General features: G+C 62.6%; 14 protein-coding genes. 3 read left to right on the forward strand and 11 right to left on the reverse strand.

Translation table 11 applies throughout. From position 1 onward, the window contains the following. Positions 1-12 precede the first annotated feature (12 nt). A complete protein-coding gene (locus J5J10_RS14840) occupies positions 13-849 on the reverse strand; it encodes an alpha/beta hydrolase (protein ID WP_211930470.1) in 837 nt (278 codons plus the stop codon). A gap of 168 nt (positions 850-1,017) precedes the next feature. Between J5J10_RS14840 and J5J10_RS14845 the strand changes: the two genes are divergently transcribed. Together J5J10_RS14845 and J5J10_RS14850 are read left to right on the forward strand one after the other, a co-directional pair. Then, the gene (locus tag J5J10_RS14845) at positions 1,018-1,479 is read left to right on the forward strand and encodes a MarR family transcriptional regulator (RefSeq protein WP_211930471.1); all 462 of its coding nucleotides are present in this window, start codon (positions 1,018-1,020) and stop codon (positions 1,477-1,479) included. A gap of 1,137 nt (positions 1,480-2,616) precedes the next feature. Continuing rightward, positions 2,617-4,365 (forward strand): methyl-accepting chemotaxis protein, encoded by a 1,749-nt coding sequence (locus tag J5J10_RS14850; protein ID WP_211930472.1) that lies wholly within the window; start codon positions 2,617-2,619, stop codon positions 4,363-4,365. Positions 4,366-4,664: 299 nt separating this feature from the next. Here J5J10_RS14850 and J5J10_RS14855 read toward each other — a convergent pair whose 3' ends face one another. The 8 genes from J5J10_RS14855 to J5J10_RS14890 all read right to left on the reverse strand — a co-directional run bounded on the left by J5J10_RS14855 (position 4,665) and on the right by J5J10_RS14890 (position 14,354). Continuing rightward, positions 4,665-5,957: a DUF2778 domain-containing protein gene (locus tag J5J10_RS14855; protein WP_249116751.1), complete on the reverse strand. Its 1,293-nt coding sequence runs from the start codon at positions 5,955-5,957 to the stop codon at positions 4,665-4,667. A 360-nt stretch (positions 5,958-6,317) separates the two neighbouring features. Further along, positions 6,318-7,019 (reverse strand): SDR family oxidoreductase, encoded by a 702-nt coding sequence (locus tag J5J10_RS14860; RefSeq protein ID WP_211930473.1) that lies wholly within the window; start codon positions 7,017-7,019, stop codon positions 6,318-6,320. A 126-nt stretch (positions 7,020-7,145) separates the two neighbouring features. Beyond that, complete coding sequence (locus J5J10_RS14865) at positions 7,146-7,556, reverse strand: hypothetical protein (protein ID WP_208547879.1); 411 nt, start codon at positions 7,554-7,556, stop codon at positions 7,146-7,148. Between the two features lie 136 nt (positions 7,557-7,692). After that, entirely contained in the window at positions 7,693-8,781 is a 1,089-nt protein-coding gene (gene ugpC / locus J5J10_RS14870) for a sn-glycerol-3-phosphate ABC transporter ATP-binding protein UgpC (protein WP_211930474.1), read from the reverse strand. A 14-nt stretch (positions 8,782-8,795) separates the two neighbouring features. Beyond that, positions 8,796-10,451 (reverse strand): alpha-glucosidase, encoded by a 1,656-nt coding sequence (locus tag J5J10_RS14875; protein WP_211930475.1) that lies wholly within the window; start codon positions 10,449-10,451, stop codon positions 8,796-8,798. A gap of 38 nt (positions 10,452-10,489) precedes the next feature. Next, a complete protein-coding gene (locus J5J10_RS14880; protein WP_211930476.1) occupies positions 10,490-11,653 on the reverse strand; it encodes a carbohydrate ABC transporter permease in 1,164 nt (387 codons plus the stop codon). Positions 11,654-11,668: 15 nt separating this feature from the next. Beyond that, positions 11,669-12,910: a sugar ABC transporter permease gene (locus J5J10_RS14885; RefSeq protein WP_211930477.1), complete on the reverse strand. Its 1,242-nt coding sequence runs from the start codon at positions 12,908-12,910 to the stop codon at positions 11,669-11,671. 91 nt (positions 12,911-13,001) lie between these two features. Further along, the gene (locus J5J10_RS14890) at positions 13,002-14,354 is read right to left on the reverse strand and encodes an ABC transporter substrate-binding protein (protein ID WP_208547884.1); all 1,353 of its coding nucleotides are present in this window, start codon (positions 14,352-14,354) and stop codon (positions 13,002-13,004) included. Between the two features lie 291 nt (positions 14,355-14,645). Here J5J10_RS14890 and J5J10_RS14895 point away from each other — a divergent pair, with 291 nt between their 5' ends. Beyond that, on the forward strand, positions 14,646-15,674 hold the full coding sequence (locus J5J10_RS14895) for a substrate-binding domain-containing protein (RefSeq protein ID WP_211930478.1): 1,029 nt from the start codon (positions 14,646-14,648) through the stop codon (positions 15,672-15,674). A 9-nt stretch (positions 15,675-15,683) separates the two neighbouring features. On the opposite strand, the gene folD is transcribed toward J5J10_RS14895, so the two are convergent. Both folD and J5J10_RS14905 read right to left on the reverse strand, forming a co-directional pair. Then, entirely contained in the window at positions 15,684-16,583 is a 900-nt protein-coding gene (gene folD / locus J5J10_RS14900) for a bifunctional methylenetetrahydrofolate dehydrogenase/methenyltetrahydrofolate cyclohydrolase FolD (RefSeq protein WP_211930479.1), read from the reverse strand. Positions 16,584-16,717: 134 nt separating this feature from the next. Beyond that, positions 16,718-17,548 carry a WecB/TagA/CpsF family glycosyltransferase gene (locus J5J10_RS14905; protein WP_211930480.1) on the reverse strand — a complete coding sequence of 277 codons (831 nt, stop codon included), beginning with the start codon at positions 17,546-17,548 and terminating at the stop codon, positions 16,718-16,720. Positions 17,549-17,618 lie beyond the last annotated feature (70 nt).

Genomic DNA, 17,618 nt, shown 5'->3' on the forward strand with positions numbered 1-17,618 from the left:
GACTGGTTTGTGTCAGGCCTTGAAGAAGGCCAGCATGTCGGCGTTCAGCACGTCGGCATTGACGGTCAGCATGCCGTGCGAATAGCCCTCGTAGACCTTCAGTGCGCCGTTCTTCAGAAGCTTGACGGCGAGCTTGGCGGTGTTGTCGATCGGCACGATCTGGTCGTCGTCGCCGTGCATGACAAGCGTCGGCACGTCGATCGCCTTCAGGTCGTCGGTGAAGTCGGTTTCGGAGAAGGCCTTGATGCCTTCGTAATGGGCCTTGGCGCTGCCCATCATGCCCTGGCGCCACCAGTTGCGGATCGCCCCTTCGGACACTTGAGCGCCCGGACGGTTGAAGCCGTAGAACGGACCCGAGGGCACGTCGAGATAGAATTGCGCGCGGTTGGCGGCGAGTGCGGAGCGGAACCCGTCGAACACTTCCATCGGCAGGCCGCCGGGGTTGTTTTCGGTCTTCAGCATGATCGGAGGAACAGCGCCGACCATGACCAGCTTGGCGACGCGACCGGCGCCATGACGGGCAACGTAAGCGGCGGCTTCCCCACCCCCAGTCGAATGGCCGACATGGATGGCGTTCCGCAGGTCCAGCTTTTCGGTAAGTGCTAAGACGTCGGCCGAATAGTGGTCCATGTCGTGGCCGTCGGAAACCTGGGCGGAGCGGCCATGGCCACGGCGGTCATGGGCAATCACGCGGTAGCCCTTGCCGACGAAATAGAGCATCTGGGCATCCCAGTCGTCGCTCGACAGCGGCCAGCCGTGGTGGAACACTATCGGCTGGGCGTCCTTCGGGCCCCAGTCCTTGTAGAAGATGTCGACGCCGTCTGCGGTCTTCACGAAAGTCTCGGTCATGGCAAAACTCCTTCGGTTTCAATCCGGCATCCGGCCGGTCGGCATTTAAATCGTTCACGATCTAATCGTGTGCGATCTATATGAGCTCCGTTTTTCCCGATGTCAAGCGCTTGCGATTAAATCGTGCACGATTATATATGTCACATGATGAACGAGCAAAAACCGCCCATGTCCGACACCACCGCCGAACCCGAAAAGACGCCGCTCGACCTCGACACGTTCCTGTGCTTCGCGGTCTATTCCGCCGGCCATGCCTTCAACCAGATCTACCGTCCGCTCCTGGACGCGCTGGACCTCACCTATCCGCAGTATCTTGTCATGGTCACCCTATGGCAGCAGGATGACGTGACGGTGAAGGAAATCGGCCGGACGCTCTTTCTGGAATCCAGCACGCTGACCCCGCTTTTGAAGCGACTGGAAGGGCTGGGCTATGTCACCCGCACGCGCGACCCCGTCGACGAACGCCAGGTCCGCGTCCGCCTCACCGACAGCGGCAAGGCGCTGAAGGAAACAGCCAAATCCATCCCCCCCTGCATCGGCACCGCCACCGGCCTCTCCCCCGAGACGCTACAGCGCCTGATCACCGATCTTTCGACCACGCGGGATTCGATATTGGCGGCGGCGGAGTAAGGGTTTGGCGTGAGGGCCCATACCAAGGCCGGCACAGCGCCCCCTCCCGTCAGCCGAGGACGCCCATCTTCCTCCAGCCTCATGCTGAGGCGCGCCAAAGGCGCCTCGAAGCACGAGGCTGGCCGCTGGTGGTGCCCTCTCTTGCAAAATTTGAGGCTTGGCCCTGAGCGACGTTGGTTGGCTTGGCTCTGGATCCTCGGGTCATCCTCGGGTTTAACCCGAGGACGAGGATGACGACCGGATGAGGAGGCGACCGGTGCCACAAGAGGCCTCTAATCTGCGGGAACCTCTCTTGTCGCACCAACACCCACCCCACACTCCGTCATCCTCGGGCTTGATGTTCGGCCCTGATACATAGCTGACAGGTGTTCATAGACATGCCTGACACTTTCCGGATTGATTCTGGGAGGTGGCGATGACTTGGGAGACGAAGTCCGTGGTGGATCAACGGTTAGAGTTCTGCCGCCTTGCCGAGCTTGAAGGGGCGAATGTCTCGCAGGGGGATGGATTGAGGAGATGGATGATGCAGCGACACTTGGAGATGGCAGCGCATGCCCCTCATCCGCCTGCCGGCACCTTCTCCCCGCTCGCGGGGAGAAGAAGGATGGAGCGCCGGCGGTACCACGAGTCCCTTCTCCCCGTGCCCACGGGGAGAAGGTGGCGGCAGCCGGATGAGGGGCACTGGGCGATGACCAAGCTGGCGGAGCACCACCCGGCACGCCCTCATCCTGAGGTGCCCTCGCGAACGCGAGGACCTCGAAGGATCATGCGGGGCACGACACCGGCACTAACGCGGCCAGCCCCGATGCTGCGAGGCGCCTGCGGCGCACCTCAGCATGAGGCTGGAGAAAGGGCGGCAACGAACGCCTTGAGCTCTGGCGAAAGGCCGGCCGGGTGGCGGCAGACGGATGAGGGGGGCAGCGCGCGATGACAACAGGCCGAAGCGTCCCGTACGAAAGGGGGAGGTGAAATCCGGTGTCACCCTATCGGAAATTAACGCTTCGTATATCACTAATATTTTACTCTCGTTATACGCGAAATCCGCTACCACCGAAATTTGTCCTCGGCCAGGCGCGATGTCCGCACCCGACGGTCACAAGACCGTCGATCTGGATCACAACGAAGGACGACACTGCCATGTTTGGCCTTTCATCTCAGCTTACCAACGCCCGGCTCGAGGCGCTCGAAACCGTGTCGGCGAACATCATGATCGCCGATGCCAAGCTCAATATCACCTACATGAATCCGGCCGTCCGGACTCTGCTGAAAGAGGCGGAGGCCGATCTCAAGAAGGAACTGCCGCGCTTCGACACGGCAACCCTGATCGGCAGCAATATCGACATCTTCCACAAAAACCCCACCCATCAGCGCGGCATGCTGTCGGCGCTCAGAAACCAGCACAGGGCGACCATCTGGGTCGGCCATCATGCGTTCGACCTGATCGTGACCCCGCTCAAGAAGGGCGACAAGATCGAGGGCTTCGTGGTGGAGTGGGCGAATGCCGCCCAGCGCCTGCTCAATCTCGATTTCTGCAACCAGCTCAAGGCGATCAGCCGGGCGCAGGCGGTGATCGAATTTCAGACCGATGGCACGATCATGACCGCCAACGAGAATTTCACGAAGACAACAGGCTATTCGACCGCCGAGATCATCGGCAAGAACCACCGCATCTTCGTCGCCAAGGGGCCGGAAGGCGATGCCGAGTATGACGAGCTTTGGGCTGATCTCCGCAACAACCAGCCGCGGATCGGCGACATCGTGCGCTATCACAAGAATGGCCAGCAGATTTTTCTCAATGCCTCCTACAACCCAATCACCGACGAACATGGCAAGGTGGTGAAAATCGTGAAGTTCGCCACCGATGTGAGCGGTCGCGTGCAGGCGGTCAACACCATCGGCGACGCGCTTGTCGAACTCGCCGGCGGCAATCTCACCGTTCACCTCGACCGGGCCTTCACCAAGGAGTTCGAACCGCTGCGCAACAACATGAACGAAGCGGTCAAGAAGCTCGGCGAGGCCATGGCCGACGTGTCGCGGTCGACCGACCAGATCGACAGCGGCTCGCGCGAGATCAGCCACAGCTCCAATGATCTCGCCAAGCGCACCGAACAGCAGGCGGCGGCGCTCGAGGAAACCGCGGCGGCGCTCGACGAGATCACCGTCAACGTCAAGAACGCCTCGCAGCGAACGGACGAGGCGCGCAAGGCGACGCAGGCGGCCGATTCCAACGCGATCCGCTCGGGTCAGATTGTGGCGGAGGCCGTCGATGCCATGGCGCGGATCGAGGGATCCTCGCACCAGATCTCCAACATCATCGGCGTGATCGACGAGATCGCGTTCCAGACCAACCTTCTGGCGCTCAACGCCGGCGTCGAGGCTGCGCGTGCCGGTGAAGCCGGCAAGGGTTTTGCCGTCGTCGCGCAGGAAGTCCGCGAACTCGCCCAGCGCTCGGCCCAGGCGGCGAAGGAGATCAAGGAACTGATCCAGAACTCCTCGAACGAGGTCAAGACGGGGGTGAAGCTGGTGAGCGAGACCGGCGAGGCGCTGAAGACGATCCAGGAAAACATCGTCGAGGTGAACAACCACATGGACGCCATCGCGAGTTCTGCGCGCGAACAGTCGACGGGGCTCTCCGAGATCAACTCCGCCGTCAACCAGATGGACCAGACGACGCAACAGAATGCGGCGATGGTGGAAGAAGCCTCGGCCGCCAGCGCCACGCTCGCCCGCGAAACCGAACGGCTCCGGGGTCTGGTGGCGCGCTTCGACATCCCCTCCTCCGGACAGGATCGCCCGGTCGTCGCAACCGCCGCGGCCGCGCCGCGCGCCCGGCCGGCGGTCGCCGGCAATACTGCCCTCAAGCAGGAGGACTGGCAGGAATTCTGACCTGCCCGCGTGAACCGCGGCGTCCTCCCCGTCGCGACACTTTCTCTTCCTCCTCAAGGCAAGAGGCCGGCCCTTAGGAGTCGGCCTCTTCTCATTTTCGGACTGCGGAACGACGTCGCGGCAATCTCGCCCGGTACCGTTTCGCCAGGCGTGTGGAGAGCGGGCCGGAGCACCAGCCAGTTGGGAGCAGCCGCAGCACGCTTTGGCGCCCCGCCGCCGTACCCTTCAAACCAACCAGGAAACCGCGCATGAAAAAGGGGCCCGCAGGCTCCTTCATCGCGTCATGCATGACTGGTTCGTCAGAGCATCGCGAGGTAGCGCGGCAGTTCGGCCATGCGCGGCACGACGATCAGGGTCGCGACCTCGCCGCGCTTGAAGGCGTTGAGGAACCGCTTGTAGTCGGGGAAGACGACGCAGCCTGACGAGTCGCCGGGAACGCGCAGCAGATAACTGTGGGTCAGGAAGCCGTCTCGGCCGTACATCTTGGCGTCGCCGACCGGCAGCATGCGGATCGCCTCGACGCCGTGGAACAGGCTTTCGCGCATCCGCAGCTTGTAGACGTTGGGCGGCGTCGAACCACGGTTCTTGACGTGGACGTATTTCGGATTGTCACGATACTGGCCGCGACCGGACGACGCCGGGATCTTCTCGCCGTTCGGCATGTAAACGATGCCGGCGGTGATGTCATAGACGGCGATGCGGCTGCCGCGTCCGGGAAGCTTCGCTGTCTTGCGACCGAAGAGCGACGGGCGCTTGTCGTCTTCCTCGACGATCGGGCTGTCCGGCTTGGCGAGCGCCAGCTTGCTCGGCTTCGTCGTACTCGGCACGAGCTTGCGCGGCGCCGGAATCTCGGGTTTCGTCAACGGGACCGGAATGTCCTCGATGAGTCCGGCCTCGGCCTCATCGACACCTGACAGCACGCGGTTGAACGGATCGTCCTCGGCCGCATCGCTCATGACGTCGGCGGAGGATTGCGAAGGCGCGTAGGCAAGCATGGTGCCGGAGGCGGTCTCACCGGCATCCGCGTCGCCACCGGTCCGCAGCGAGGCCATTCTTGTCGCTTCGCTCGAAAGTTTCAAATTCTGCTTGCCGAGTTCGCTCGCCAGCGCCAGGCGCGCGGTGCGCTGGTCGGCCGCATCTTCCATCGCCTCCTTCAGGATCGCGAGAGCGGTCTCGTCGCCGATCACGCTGGGGCGCTGCGGGCGGGTGGATTTGTCGACGGATGCGAGCGTCAGGTCGCCGGGAAGCACGGCGATCGCCGGATCCTCGGTGACGGCGAGTGCGGCCATCATCCGCTCATGCGCTTCCTCGAAGGAATGCTCGTCCGCGATCTCGACATAGCGTCCGGCCTTCTGCGGACCGGACGAGATAGCTGCCGGCCGCTGTTCGACGGCGGCGACCAGCGGTCCGGTGCTGCTGCCGTCGAGCGGGCGTGCCGAAAACGTGCCGAGCGCCAGAACGGCGGCGCCGACAACGACGACGCCGGAGGCGGCAGCGGCAAGCACGAGGCCACCGGCTGTGAAGCGGGACAACAGGGGTGCGGAACGGCCGGCGGCAATACCGTCACGGCTGGACTTCTTCGAGGACGCCATACTCTCACTCGTACCCAGACAGGTCACTCGGCCGAGGGTTACGCTGGAACTCCAACCGCCCGAACCGCTCCGGTTATGATCGAAAGACATGAGCCCCCAAACCGGATGCTCTAAAGTATGAAAGAACTTGGTAACCAAGTCCTAAACGCATCCCACCTTAATTTAGGGATGCGGATACCCGGCCGCGATGGCCGTTTTGCGTCCAAATTGTCGCAGGAAAGTGATCGGGCAGCGTGGTCGAGGCTGGTGGTTACGGTCACGCGCCGGCCGGAGACATGGCCGGAGCGGCTGGAGGTCGGCAACAGGCCCGACCGTGGGGCCTATGCCACGATCATCTTCAACGACGGGGAGTGACTTGGGTCAGACCGCGCGGGTCAGGCCGCCGTCGACACGAATGTTCTGGCCGGTGATGTAGCCGGCACCGTCGGACGCGAGGAAGGCGACGGTGGCGGCGATCTCCTCGCTGGTGCCGTAGCGCTTCATCGGCACGCCCTCACGCCGCTCCTCGGTTTTCGGCAGGCTGTCGATCCAGCCGGGCAGCACATTGTTCATGCGGACATTGTCGGCAGCATAGGTGTCGGCGAAGATCTTGGTAAAGGCGGCAAGACCCGAGCGGAAGACGGCCGAGGTCGGGAACATCGAGGACGGCTCGAAGGCCCAGGCGGTGGAGATGTTGATGATCGTGCCGGCTTTTTGCGCCTGCATGACGGGCGTGACGAGGCGGGTCGGGCGGATGACATTCAGGAGATAGACCTCCATGCCGGTCGCCCACTGCTCGTCGGTGATATCGAGAATGGCGGCGCGCGGACCGTGGCCGGCGCTGTTGACGAGCACATCGATGCGGCCGAAGCGCTCCATGGTGCCGTCGACGAGACGCTGGAGGTCTTCGGGCGAGCGATTGGAGCCGGTGACGCCAAAACCGCCGAGCTCGACGGCCAGCGCCTCGCCCTTGCCGGAGGACGAGAGGATCGCGACCTTGTAACCGTCGGCGGCAAGACGCCTGGCGCATGCCGCGCCCATTCCGCTTCCACCCGCCGTAACGATCGCGACCTTATCCGACATTCCGCATTCTCCCTGCTTATTTGAGAGCGCGATCATTTCGACCGGGTGGCGGATTGTCGAGTCAGAAAAAGTGAAGCCGGCGCGGTTCGTCGCGCCGGCTTCACCGGAATGGACTGTCGGACGCGCTTACCAGCTGCGGACGTCGAGCACGCGGTCCTTGTGAGCCGGATGCGTGGAGAAGACGAAGATGCGGTCGAGCTCCTTTTGCGTCAGCAGGCGCAGGAAGCGGATCTCAGCAGTGTTGTTGGCGAAGGTCTTCATCAGGATGGCGCCGACCTTGCTGATGCGGGCATCCGGGATGTCGAAATAGAACTGTTTGGGCAGATCGACCTTGGTGATGAAGGCGACGATCGCGCCGCTCAAGGAAATACGGATAACATCGCAACGGCGGGCCGCCATGTGGGTCATGCCGTTTTCGGTGTATTCGAGACGGCCGGCGTTCATCGTGTCTTCCATGCGGAACCGGTTCTCCCGGTCGTACATGAAGGACTCCTCGCGCTGCAGATAGGTCGTCGACGGACGATTCGCCGTGGCCATGTGTTTGCCCCATATTTCTTGTTGAACCACACCGCCAAAATAGCGGATGAGATTTAACAGTTGGTATGAGCATACGGCCAGAAATCGCCTTGCGGCGCGGCAGAATCCAACATGGATAACAATCCGTTACCGGAATTCACCGGCGATAGGTTCGGCCCGCCTCGTCAAACAGGTGCAGGCGATGAGGATCGGCTGCGAAGCGCAGCTTCTCACCCTTCTTCACATCCGCGATGCCCTGCAGCTTGACGACGATCGGCTCGTCCTCGACCGGGCCGTCGACATAGAGCAGCGTGACCTCGCCGAGCTGCTCGACGATCGACACCGTACCCTCGAACAGCGCGTTGTCGCCTTTGGCGATGGTGAGGTCTTCCGGGCGAACGCCAAAGCTCGCCTTCTTGCCCTTTTCCGACGCCTCCGTCGCGACATCGGCCATCACCCGGCTGCCGTCCTTCAGAGTGATGGCGGTGCTCGCGCCGGCGGTTTCGATCGTGGCCGGCATGATGTTCATGGCCGGCGAGCCGATGAAGCGGGCGACGAAGAGGTTGGCAGGGCGCTCGTAAAGTTCGATCGGCGGGCCGACCTGTTCGATCTTGCCGGCGGAGAGCACGACGATCCGGTCTGCAAGCGTCATCGCCTCGACCTGGTCGTGGGTGACGTAGATCATCGTCGTGTCGGGCATCGACTCGTTGAGCTTGGCGATCTCGATGCGGGTTGCAACGCGCAGTGCCGCGTCGAGGTTGGACAGCGGCTCGTCGAACAGGAAGACCTTGGGGTCGCGGCAGATGGCGCGACCGATCGCGACGCGCTGGCGCTGACCGCCGGAGAGTGCCTTCGGCAGACGGTCGAGATAGGGCTCAAGCTGCAGGATGGCGGCCGCCGACTTGACGCGGCGGTCGATCTCTTCCCGGCTTTCGCCGGCGATGCGCATGCCGAAGGCCATGTTGTCGTAGACCGTCATGTGCGGATAGAGCGCGTAGGACTGGAAAACCATTGCAATGCCGCGCTTCGAGGGCGGCACGTCGTTGACCTTCTGGCCGTCGATCCACATTTCACCCGAAGTGATGTCCTCGAGGCCGGCGATCATGCGCAACAGCGTGGACTTGCCGCAGCCCGACGGGCCGACGAACACGACGAACTCGCCCTGCCTGATCTCCAGATCGACCCCGTGAATGACCTTCACCTGGCCGTAAGACTTGCGGATGTCCTTCAGAACGAGTCCCGTCATGCTCTTTCCTCCCTTTAGGCGTGGCGCGCGAAATAGGCGCTCCAGGCCGGCAGATGCACCTTTTGGTTTTCTATCGTGCTGTCAAAGCCGTGGCCACTCAAGGTTTGCCACTCCCCTTCCGGCATGCCAGCGACGGCAGGTTCGGCCGACATGTTGAACATGCAGAGGATGGTTTCGTTGCCCATGGTCCGACGATAGGTCAGGACGCTGCCCTCTACCGGATTGAAGGCGATACCCCCCTTGGCAAAGGCGGGAAATTCGCGGCGGAAGGCGAGGAAGCGGCGATAGTGTTCCAGCACCGTCTCCGGCTTGCCTTCCTGGGTGTCGACAGCCTTCAGCACATGCTCGACCGGGATCGGCAGCCATGTCTTGTCGGCGGTCGAGAAACCGGCATTCTGCGAGCGGCTGTCCCAGACCATCGGCGTGCGGCAGCCGTCGCGGCCCTTGAATTCCGGCCAGAACTGGATGCCGTAGGGGTCCTGCAGATCCTCGAAGGCGATGTCGGCCTCGGTGAGTCCGAGTTCCTCGCCCTGGTAGATGCAGACCGAGCCGCGCTGGGTGAGAAGTATCGAAGCCAGCAGCTTGGCGAAGGCGTCGCGATCGACGACATCGAGGCCCCAGCGGCTCACATGGCGCACGACATCATGGTTCGAGAACGCCCAGCAAGCCCAACCTTCCGGCGCGGCATCGGCGAAAGCCTGCTGCACCTCGCCGACGCGGGCCGGGGTCAGCGCATCCGGCGCCAGGAATTCGAAGGCGTAGCACATCTGCATCTTGTCGTCGCCGGAGGTGTATTCGCCGACGATCTCGAGACCGCGCTGGCTGTCACCCACCTCGCCGACGGCTGCGATCGCCGGGAACTCATCAAGCACGGCGCGGAAGCGCTTCAGGAACGCGATATTCTCCGGGCGGTTCTTGTCGTAGATGTGTTCCTGGAAATTGTAGGGATTGACGGCCGGCGCCGTCGAGGCGTTGCGCCGTTCCGGGGCGAGCGCCGGATTGTCGCGCAATTCCTTGTCGTGGAAATAGAAGTTGATCGTGTCGAGGCGGAAGCCATCGACGCCGCGGCGCAGCCAGAAGCGAACGCTCTCCAGCAGCGTGTCCTGAACGTCCGGATTGTGGAGGTTGAGGTCAGGCTGCGACGTCAGGAAGTTGTGCAGATAATACTGCATGCGGGTCGGGTCCCACTGCCAGGCCGAGCCGCCAAAGATCGACAGCCAGTTGTTGGGCGGCGTGCCATCCGGCTTCGGGTCGGACCAGACATACCAGTCGGACTTGGGATTGGTCCTGCTCGACCGGCTTTCGACGAACCAGGCATGCTGGTCGGAGGTGTGGGAGATGACGAGATCGATCATCACCTTGATGCCGAGACGATGCGCCTCCGCGATGACGCCGTCGAAATCCGAGAGCGAGCCGAACATCGGATCGACGTCCAGATAGTCGGAGACATCGTAGCCGAAATCCTTCATCGGCGACTTGAAGAAGGGCGAAATCCAGATGGCGTCGGCGCCGAGGGCCGCGATATGCGGAAGACGGGCGGTGATGCCCTTGAGATCGCCGATGCCGTCACCATTCGAATCCTGGTAGGAGCGAGGATAGATCTGGTAGATGACGGCGCCCCGCCACCAGTCCTTGTCGGGGCTCATGACGGTCTGGGAAACAGCATTCATTTAGAGATTCCTATTGGCATTCTTGAGTTTCTGATCCGTCATCCACCCTTGACGGAGCCGGCGAGCAGACCGCGCACGAGATAGCGCTGCATGAAGAAGAAGACGAGAAGCGGCAGCGCGATCGACACGAAGGCGGCTGTCGCGAGGATTTCCCAATTGCCGCCGCGCGTGCCCAGCAGTTCGACGATCTGGTTGGTCATGACCGTGGTCTCCCCTGTCGCGTCGATCAGGAAGACCTTGGCGACCAGCAGGTCGTTCCAGGTCCAGAGGAACTGGAAGATTGCGAAGCTGGCGAGCGCCGGGAAGGAGAGCGGCAGGATGATGCGGGTAAATATCTGGAAATCGGTGGCGCCATCGACCTTAGCGCATTCGATGATGTCGCGCGGCAGGCCGACCATATAATTGCGCAGCAGATAGATCGCGAGCGGCAGGCCGAACCCGGTATGGGCAAGCCAGACACCGAGATAGCCCTTGCCGATGCCGATGGCGAGATGAAGCCGGAGCAGCGGTATGAGCGCGAGTTGCAGCGGCACGACCAGCAGCGCGACGATTGCGGCGATCAGCAATGCGCGTCCCGGAAATTCCATCCAGGCAAGCGCATAGGCCGCGAAGGCGGCGATCAGGATCGGGATCACTGTGGCGGGGATCGTCACCGTCAGCGTGTTGAAGAAGGCCTTCGACATCGAGTCCGTCGTCGAGCCGGAGAACAGCACGGTGTAATAGTTGTCGAGCGTGAACTTCGGCGGGACGGTGGCCGTGACGAACAGGCGTTCACCGCGACTGCCGGTGAACTCGACATTGTTCTCAAGTCGGTAATCGCCGTTTTCCTGGACCGTGACGCGGCCGTCCTCGCCCATGTCGGCGGTATCGCCCGGCGCGTAGGCGCCGATCGCCTGCGAGGAGGTTCCCCAGGCGGAGATCGTGGTTTCCGCGGCATTGCCGTTCTCAGCCAGCAGATTGCCCTGGATGACGAAGAGGTTGCCCTCCTGCGTCTGCGTCGAAGGGGCGGCAGCGCGAACGACGAGGTTCTGCTCCTGCGGGAAGAGCGCGGTCCACCAGCCGCTGGTCGCGATCTGGTCCGCCGTGCGGAACGAGGAGATGAAGAGGCCGGCCGTGGGCAGGAGCCACAGCAGAACCAGTGCCACGACGGAGATGTGAACCGCCCAGACGAGACCGGATTTCTTGCCGACGATGGTAGCCATTTTTCCGCCCTCCCCTCAGCGCATTTCTTTGCGTGCGTTGTAGACGTTCCAGACCAGGATCGGCAGGACGAGCAGCATGATGACCATGGCGCTCGCCGAGCCCACGCCCCAGTCGTTGGAACGGAACAGCTTGTCGTACATGTAATTGGCGAGGACCTGGGTCTCCCACTGGCCGTTGGTCATGGCGAAGACGATGTCGAAGACCTTGAGCACCACGAGCGTGATCGTGGTCCAGACGACGACCACCGTTCCCATGATCTGCGGTACCTTGATCTTGAAGAAGATCTCGAAGTCGTTGGCGCCGTCGATGACGGCCGCCTCGATGGTCTCTTCCGGAATGCCGCGCAGCGCGGCCGAAAGGATGACCATGGCGAACCCGGTCTGGATCCAGATCAGCACGACCATCAGGAAGAAGTTGTTCCAGAACGGAATGGTAAGCCAGGTCTGCGGTTCGCCATAGGGGAAGTCGAAGGTGAAGACCGAATAGACGGAATGCAGCGACAGATAGCAGAGCCAGACGCCAAAGAGCGCCAGCACGATGCGGACCACGAGGCCCCAAGCGCTGCTGCCGCCGCGGCGGCCGACGCCCCAGACGAGCGGGTGCAGCGCCTGATAGATTCCGTAGAGCACGAAGGCCGTGAAGGAAAGAAGGATCAGCGCCGGCAGAATGCGCAGAACGAGGACCGTTTCCCAGCCGCCATCGAAGGAAAGCCACAGCGCGTTCAGGATGCCGATCTGCTGCTGATCCGCGGCGCGGGTGTCGTAGACCAGCTTGAAGATGACCGAGGCGCCGACGAAGGAGATCGCCATCGGCATGAAGATCAGCGACTTGGCGATGCTGCCCCAGGAAATCCGGTCGGTGAGCTGGGCGGCCAGCAACCCGACCGCGGTCGAGGCCGCCGGCACGACGATCAGCCACAGCATGTTGTTGTAGATCGCTTCCCAGAACTTCGGCTCGCTGACCATGCGCTCGTAATTGGCAAGCCCGACGAAGGCGCCGCCGGCGCTGCGGTCGCTGACCGAAAGCCAGAGCGTGGCGACCACCGGATAGGCGAGATAGAGGCCGAGGGCGAAGATCGCGGGAAACAGAAAGAGCCACGGCCGAACGATATTGGCCCGGTTGATGTTGCGGCCGGCATTGGGGCCGGAGGCAGGGAACAGAACCCTGTCGAGGAACATGTTCGACAGGTAGAAATAACCGACACATCCGCCGACGCCGACGATGATGGTGATCAGGGCCTGCAATGCTGGATTCATGTTGATGTCCCCTCCGCCTGCCTTTTCTTTTTATGGGACCGTCCGGGTGCGAGACCCGGACGATCATCATTCGATGCCTTAAGGCGATCGCTTACTTCAGGCCATCCCAGGAGGTCTGGATCGACTTGGCGACTTCCTCGGCGGACTTGCCACCGACATAGTCGACCATACCCGTCCAGAAGCTGCCGGCACCGACGGCACCCGGCATCAGGTCGGAACCATCGAAGCGGAAGGTGGTGGCCTGCAGCAGGATGTCGTTCATCTTGCGGACGGTCGGATCGGTGAAGACTTCCGGATTGACGCCCTTGTAAGGAGTGAGGAAGCCCTTCTGGGCCATCCAGATCTCATGGGCGATCGGCGACTTCAGGAACTCGATGAAGGCGCGGGCGGCCTTGCTGTCCTTGGTGATCGTGAAGGTGGTGCCGGCGCCGAGAACCGGGTTGCCGAGATCCTTCTCCGCGTAGGACGGGAAGTAGAAGAAGTCCGCGTCCTCGCCGACAACCGTGCCCTCTGGGAAGAAGGACGGAATGAACGACGCCTGACGGTGCATGTAGCACTGCGGCGGCGACGCGAAGAGGCCCTTCGGGCTGTCGCGGAAGTCGGTCGAGGCAACTGCACCGGCGCCGCCAGCGACGAACTTGTCGTTTTTCGCGAACCAGCCGAATTCCTCGATGGCATTGACGACGACCGGATCGTCGAACTTCATCTCGTTCGTCACCCACTTGTCGTAGTTTTCCGGCGAGGTGGTGCGCAGCATCATGTCCTCGACCCAGTCGGTGGCCGGCCAGCCGGTGGCAGCGCCCGAGCCGAGACCGATGCACCACGGAGTGCCGCCATCGGCAACGATCTTCTCCGTCAGCGCCTTCAGCTCTTCCATGGTCTTCGGCACTTCATAGCCGGCATCCTCGAAGTTCTCCGGCGAATACCAGACCAGCGACTTCAGGTCGGTCTTGAAGGGGAAGCCGTAGAAGGCGGTGTTGCCGTCCTTGCCGGCATAGGTCCCGAGATCGACCCAGGACTGGCCGGCAGCATAGTTTTCCTTGAGCCAATCGGCGTTCTCGGTGCCGAGATCGGTCAGGAAGCCGCGCTTGGCCATGTCGGACGCCAGGCCCGGCTGCGGGAAGATGGCGATGTTCGGAGCGGAGCCGGCTTCCAGGTCAACGACGATCTGCTGTTCGAAGCTGTCGGAACCTGTGTAGCGGACGTCAGCGCCGGTGGCTTCGGCGAAGTAGGCGAGAACGCTCTCGACCAGCTCCTGGTCCGGACCGAGCCAGGGGCCGAAAATGGTGATCTGCTCGCCGTTGAGCTGAGTCTTCTTCAGCTCCTCATAGCTTGCCCAGTTGAACTTGGAATCCTCGCCCGGCGCGAACTTCAGTTCGGCGGCGTGAACGGAGCCGGCGAGAAGTGCGGCGGCGGCGACCGTCAGTAGAAACGTCTTCTTCATGTGATTTACCTCCCATCACATTTGTTGACCGTAGCAGCTTGCCCGGGACCGAGAAAGTAGGGCAACCCAAAGCGCTTTGACAGCTGTCTACTTCCCATTCCGAGCGAAAAAGAGTCAAGTCCTTTTGTCCCGGCGGCGAAAAACGCCGCACCCTGAATAGTCGTTCCGCATCATGGCCCCCGATTGTCACATTTTCCAATTGTTTCGGGCGCCGGCCCTGTGAAATAATCAAAACGCTTTGGGCCGGGAGGCGGAGTCTGGCCAGGGCGATACGGGGAGGATTGCAGTATCGTGAACCTAAAGCAACTGTCACATCTTCTGGGGTTGTCGCAGACGACGATCAGTCGCGCGCTGAACGGCTATCCGGAGGTGAACGAGGAAACGCGCCAGCGGGTGCTGCAGGCGGCGAAGGAGACCGGATACCGGCCGAACCGGGCCGCTCAGAGACTGGCGACCGGACGCTCAGGCTCGATCGGACTGGTGATGCCGATCGCCGCCGGGCAGTATTCGGACGTGCACTTCGGGGAGTTCCAGGTGGGGCTGGCGGAGGAAGCGCTGCGCCACGATTTCCATTTCGTTATCACGCCGGCCAATCCGCGCGACGAGGAGCAGGCGATCTGCTGGATGGTGGCGAGTGGCAATGTCGATGGCTACTACCTTGCCTATTTGCGCGAGAACGATCCGCGTATTGCCATGGCGCTGTCGCTCGACGTGCCGTTCATCGTGCACGGGCGATCGATCGGGATCGATGCCGACTATCCCTATCTCGACGTCGACAATCTGGGCGCCTTCCGCGATGCGGCGCGGCTGCTGCTCGACCTCGGGCATACGCGATTGGCCCTTCTGAACGGCCCGGAGGACCTCGACTTCGCGATCAGGCGTCGCCAGGGCGTAGAGACCGCTCTAGCGGAGCGGGGCCTCACGCTGGATCCGAAGAATATCCGGCACATGCTGATGACCGACGAGCAAGGCCATCGCGGTATGGTGGAGCTTCTGGAGGGTGACAATCCGCCAACGGCGGTGCTCTGCGCCTCCACCGTGCTGGCGCTCGGAGCCGTTCGGGCGATCATGCGCGCGGGACTGACGCTCGGCCGCGACATCTCGCTGATCGCGCATGACGACGAACTGCCTATGCTGAAACCCGAAAACTTCACGATTCCGCTGACCACGACGCGCTCGTCGCTGCGGGCTGCCGGCATCCGGGTGGCGCAACGGCTGATCGCCGAGATCAAGAAGAGCGAGCCGCAACCGCCACGGCGCGAACTGTGGCAGGCCGATCTGGTGGTGCGGGCCTCGACAGGCCCGGCACCGCGACCATAGCCGCCAGTTTCAGAAACTCGGAACCGTATGGCCGGCCTTGCGGCTGGCGGCGATGACAGTATTGGCCATCAGCATGGCGATGGTCATGGGACCGACACCGCCGGGAACCGGTGTGATGGCGCCGGCGACGGGCGCGCATTCGGCATAGGCAACATCGCCGACCAGCTTCGACTTGCCCTCACCCTTTTCCGGGGCCGGAACGCGGTTGATGCCGACGTCGATGACGGTGGCGCCCGGCTTGACCCAGCCGGCTTTGACCATCTCGGCGCGACCGACGGCGGCAACCAGGATGTCGGCGTTGCGGGCGAGCGCGGCGATGTCCTTCGTCTTCGAGTGCGCCACCGTGACGGTGGCATTGGCCGCGAGCAGCAGCAGCGCCATAGGCTTGCCGAACAGGTTAGAGCGGCCGATCACCAGCGCGTTCAGGCCGGACAAGTCCTTGCCGTGGATTTCACGGACCAGCACCATGGAGCCGGCCGGCGTGCAGGACAAAAGCCCGGTTTCGAGATCGCCGGCGGCAATTTTGCCGGCATTCACGACATGGAGGCCGTCGACATCCTTTTCCGGGAGGATGGACTGGATGACGGGCTCGGAATCGAGGTGTTTGGGAAGCGGCAGTTGAACGAGGATGCCGTGGATAGAGGGATCGTCGTTAAGCGAAGCGACGAGCCGCATCAAATCTTCCTGCGAGGTCTCCTCGGGCAGGGTGTGCTGGACGGAATTGAAGCCGCATTCCTTGGCCATCCTGCCCTTAGCCCCGACATAAGCGTGACTTGCCGGGTCGTTTCCGACGATCACCACGGCGAGACCAGGCTTCACGCCCTTCGCCTCCTCCAGGCCTTGCGCCGCCGCCTTCACCTTGTCGATGACCGAGGCAGCCACCTTCTTGCCGTCGATTACAGTCGTCATGCGCATTCCCCCGCGTTTTGCTGTCGAGTGCCGGCAATCTAGCGCCAGCTCCATTCCGGAAATTGCCTGCTTCCGCCGTATGGTGTCAAAAGCAGGTCAATGCAACAGCAAAAACAACAGGTAGGGACGAGCTGTCAGAAGCGGCCGATGCCGTTCGCGGGAGGCTTGGCGCCGAAGCGCGGAGGCGTGCGGACGCGGTCGTGACCGGAAAGCCGGCTTTGCAGAACGCGCCACATGAACAGCGGGATGCCGATGAGATAGCGACGCCAAAGGCGGCGCGGCTCAAGAATCAGGCGGTACGCCCATTCGAATCGCAGGCGCCGCACCGCTTCAGGCGCGCGCGGCACAACGCCGGCAACGAAATCGAAAAGCGCACCGACGCCAATCACCAGGCGAGCATGATCTTCGCGGATATGCTCGGCAATCCATTTTTCCTGGAGCGGCGTGCCCATACCGACGATCAGGATATCGAGCTTGAGATCGGCGAGTTCCGTCACGACGGACTCCACGCCTCGACGCTGGAAATAGCCGTCGGATACCGGCACGAAGGTGTGCCATGGCGCATGCTGACGAAAGCGGGCCACCGCGGCATCCAGCACGTCCTGTCGCGCGCCGATCAGACCGATGCGCTTCGGGCTCGCCATGTAGGTGAGCAATGCCGGGACGAAATCGGTGCCGTTCAGATTGGCGGTGAAGGACTTGCCGTTCAGGAACCAGGAGGCGATGTCGATGCCTATGCCATCCGGCAGGATGACGTGGTCCCGGACGATTTCCCGGTAGCGGCGATCCGAATGAAGAATGTTGGCATTGTTGGCGTTGAGGAAGGACACGTGGACCTGTCCGACGGGCAGCGACGCGAGGTCGGAGACGAAGGACAAGGCGCTTTCCCAACCGAGGTCGTAGACCGGAACCCCGAAAATCGACCGGCGCGACGCGATCAACGGCAGGATCAGGGTGTTATTCATGCGCAAGCCTCCTCCACGGCATTTGTCGGTGGCAGGAGCGGACGCATTTTCCCGTAAGCAGGCGAGCCGA

The organism is Ciceribacter sp. L1K23, from assembly GCF_018122705.1.
Taxonomy (GTDB): domain Bacteria; phylum Pseudomonadota; class Alphaproteobacteria; order Rhizobiales; family Rhizobiaceae; genus Allorhizobium.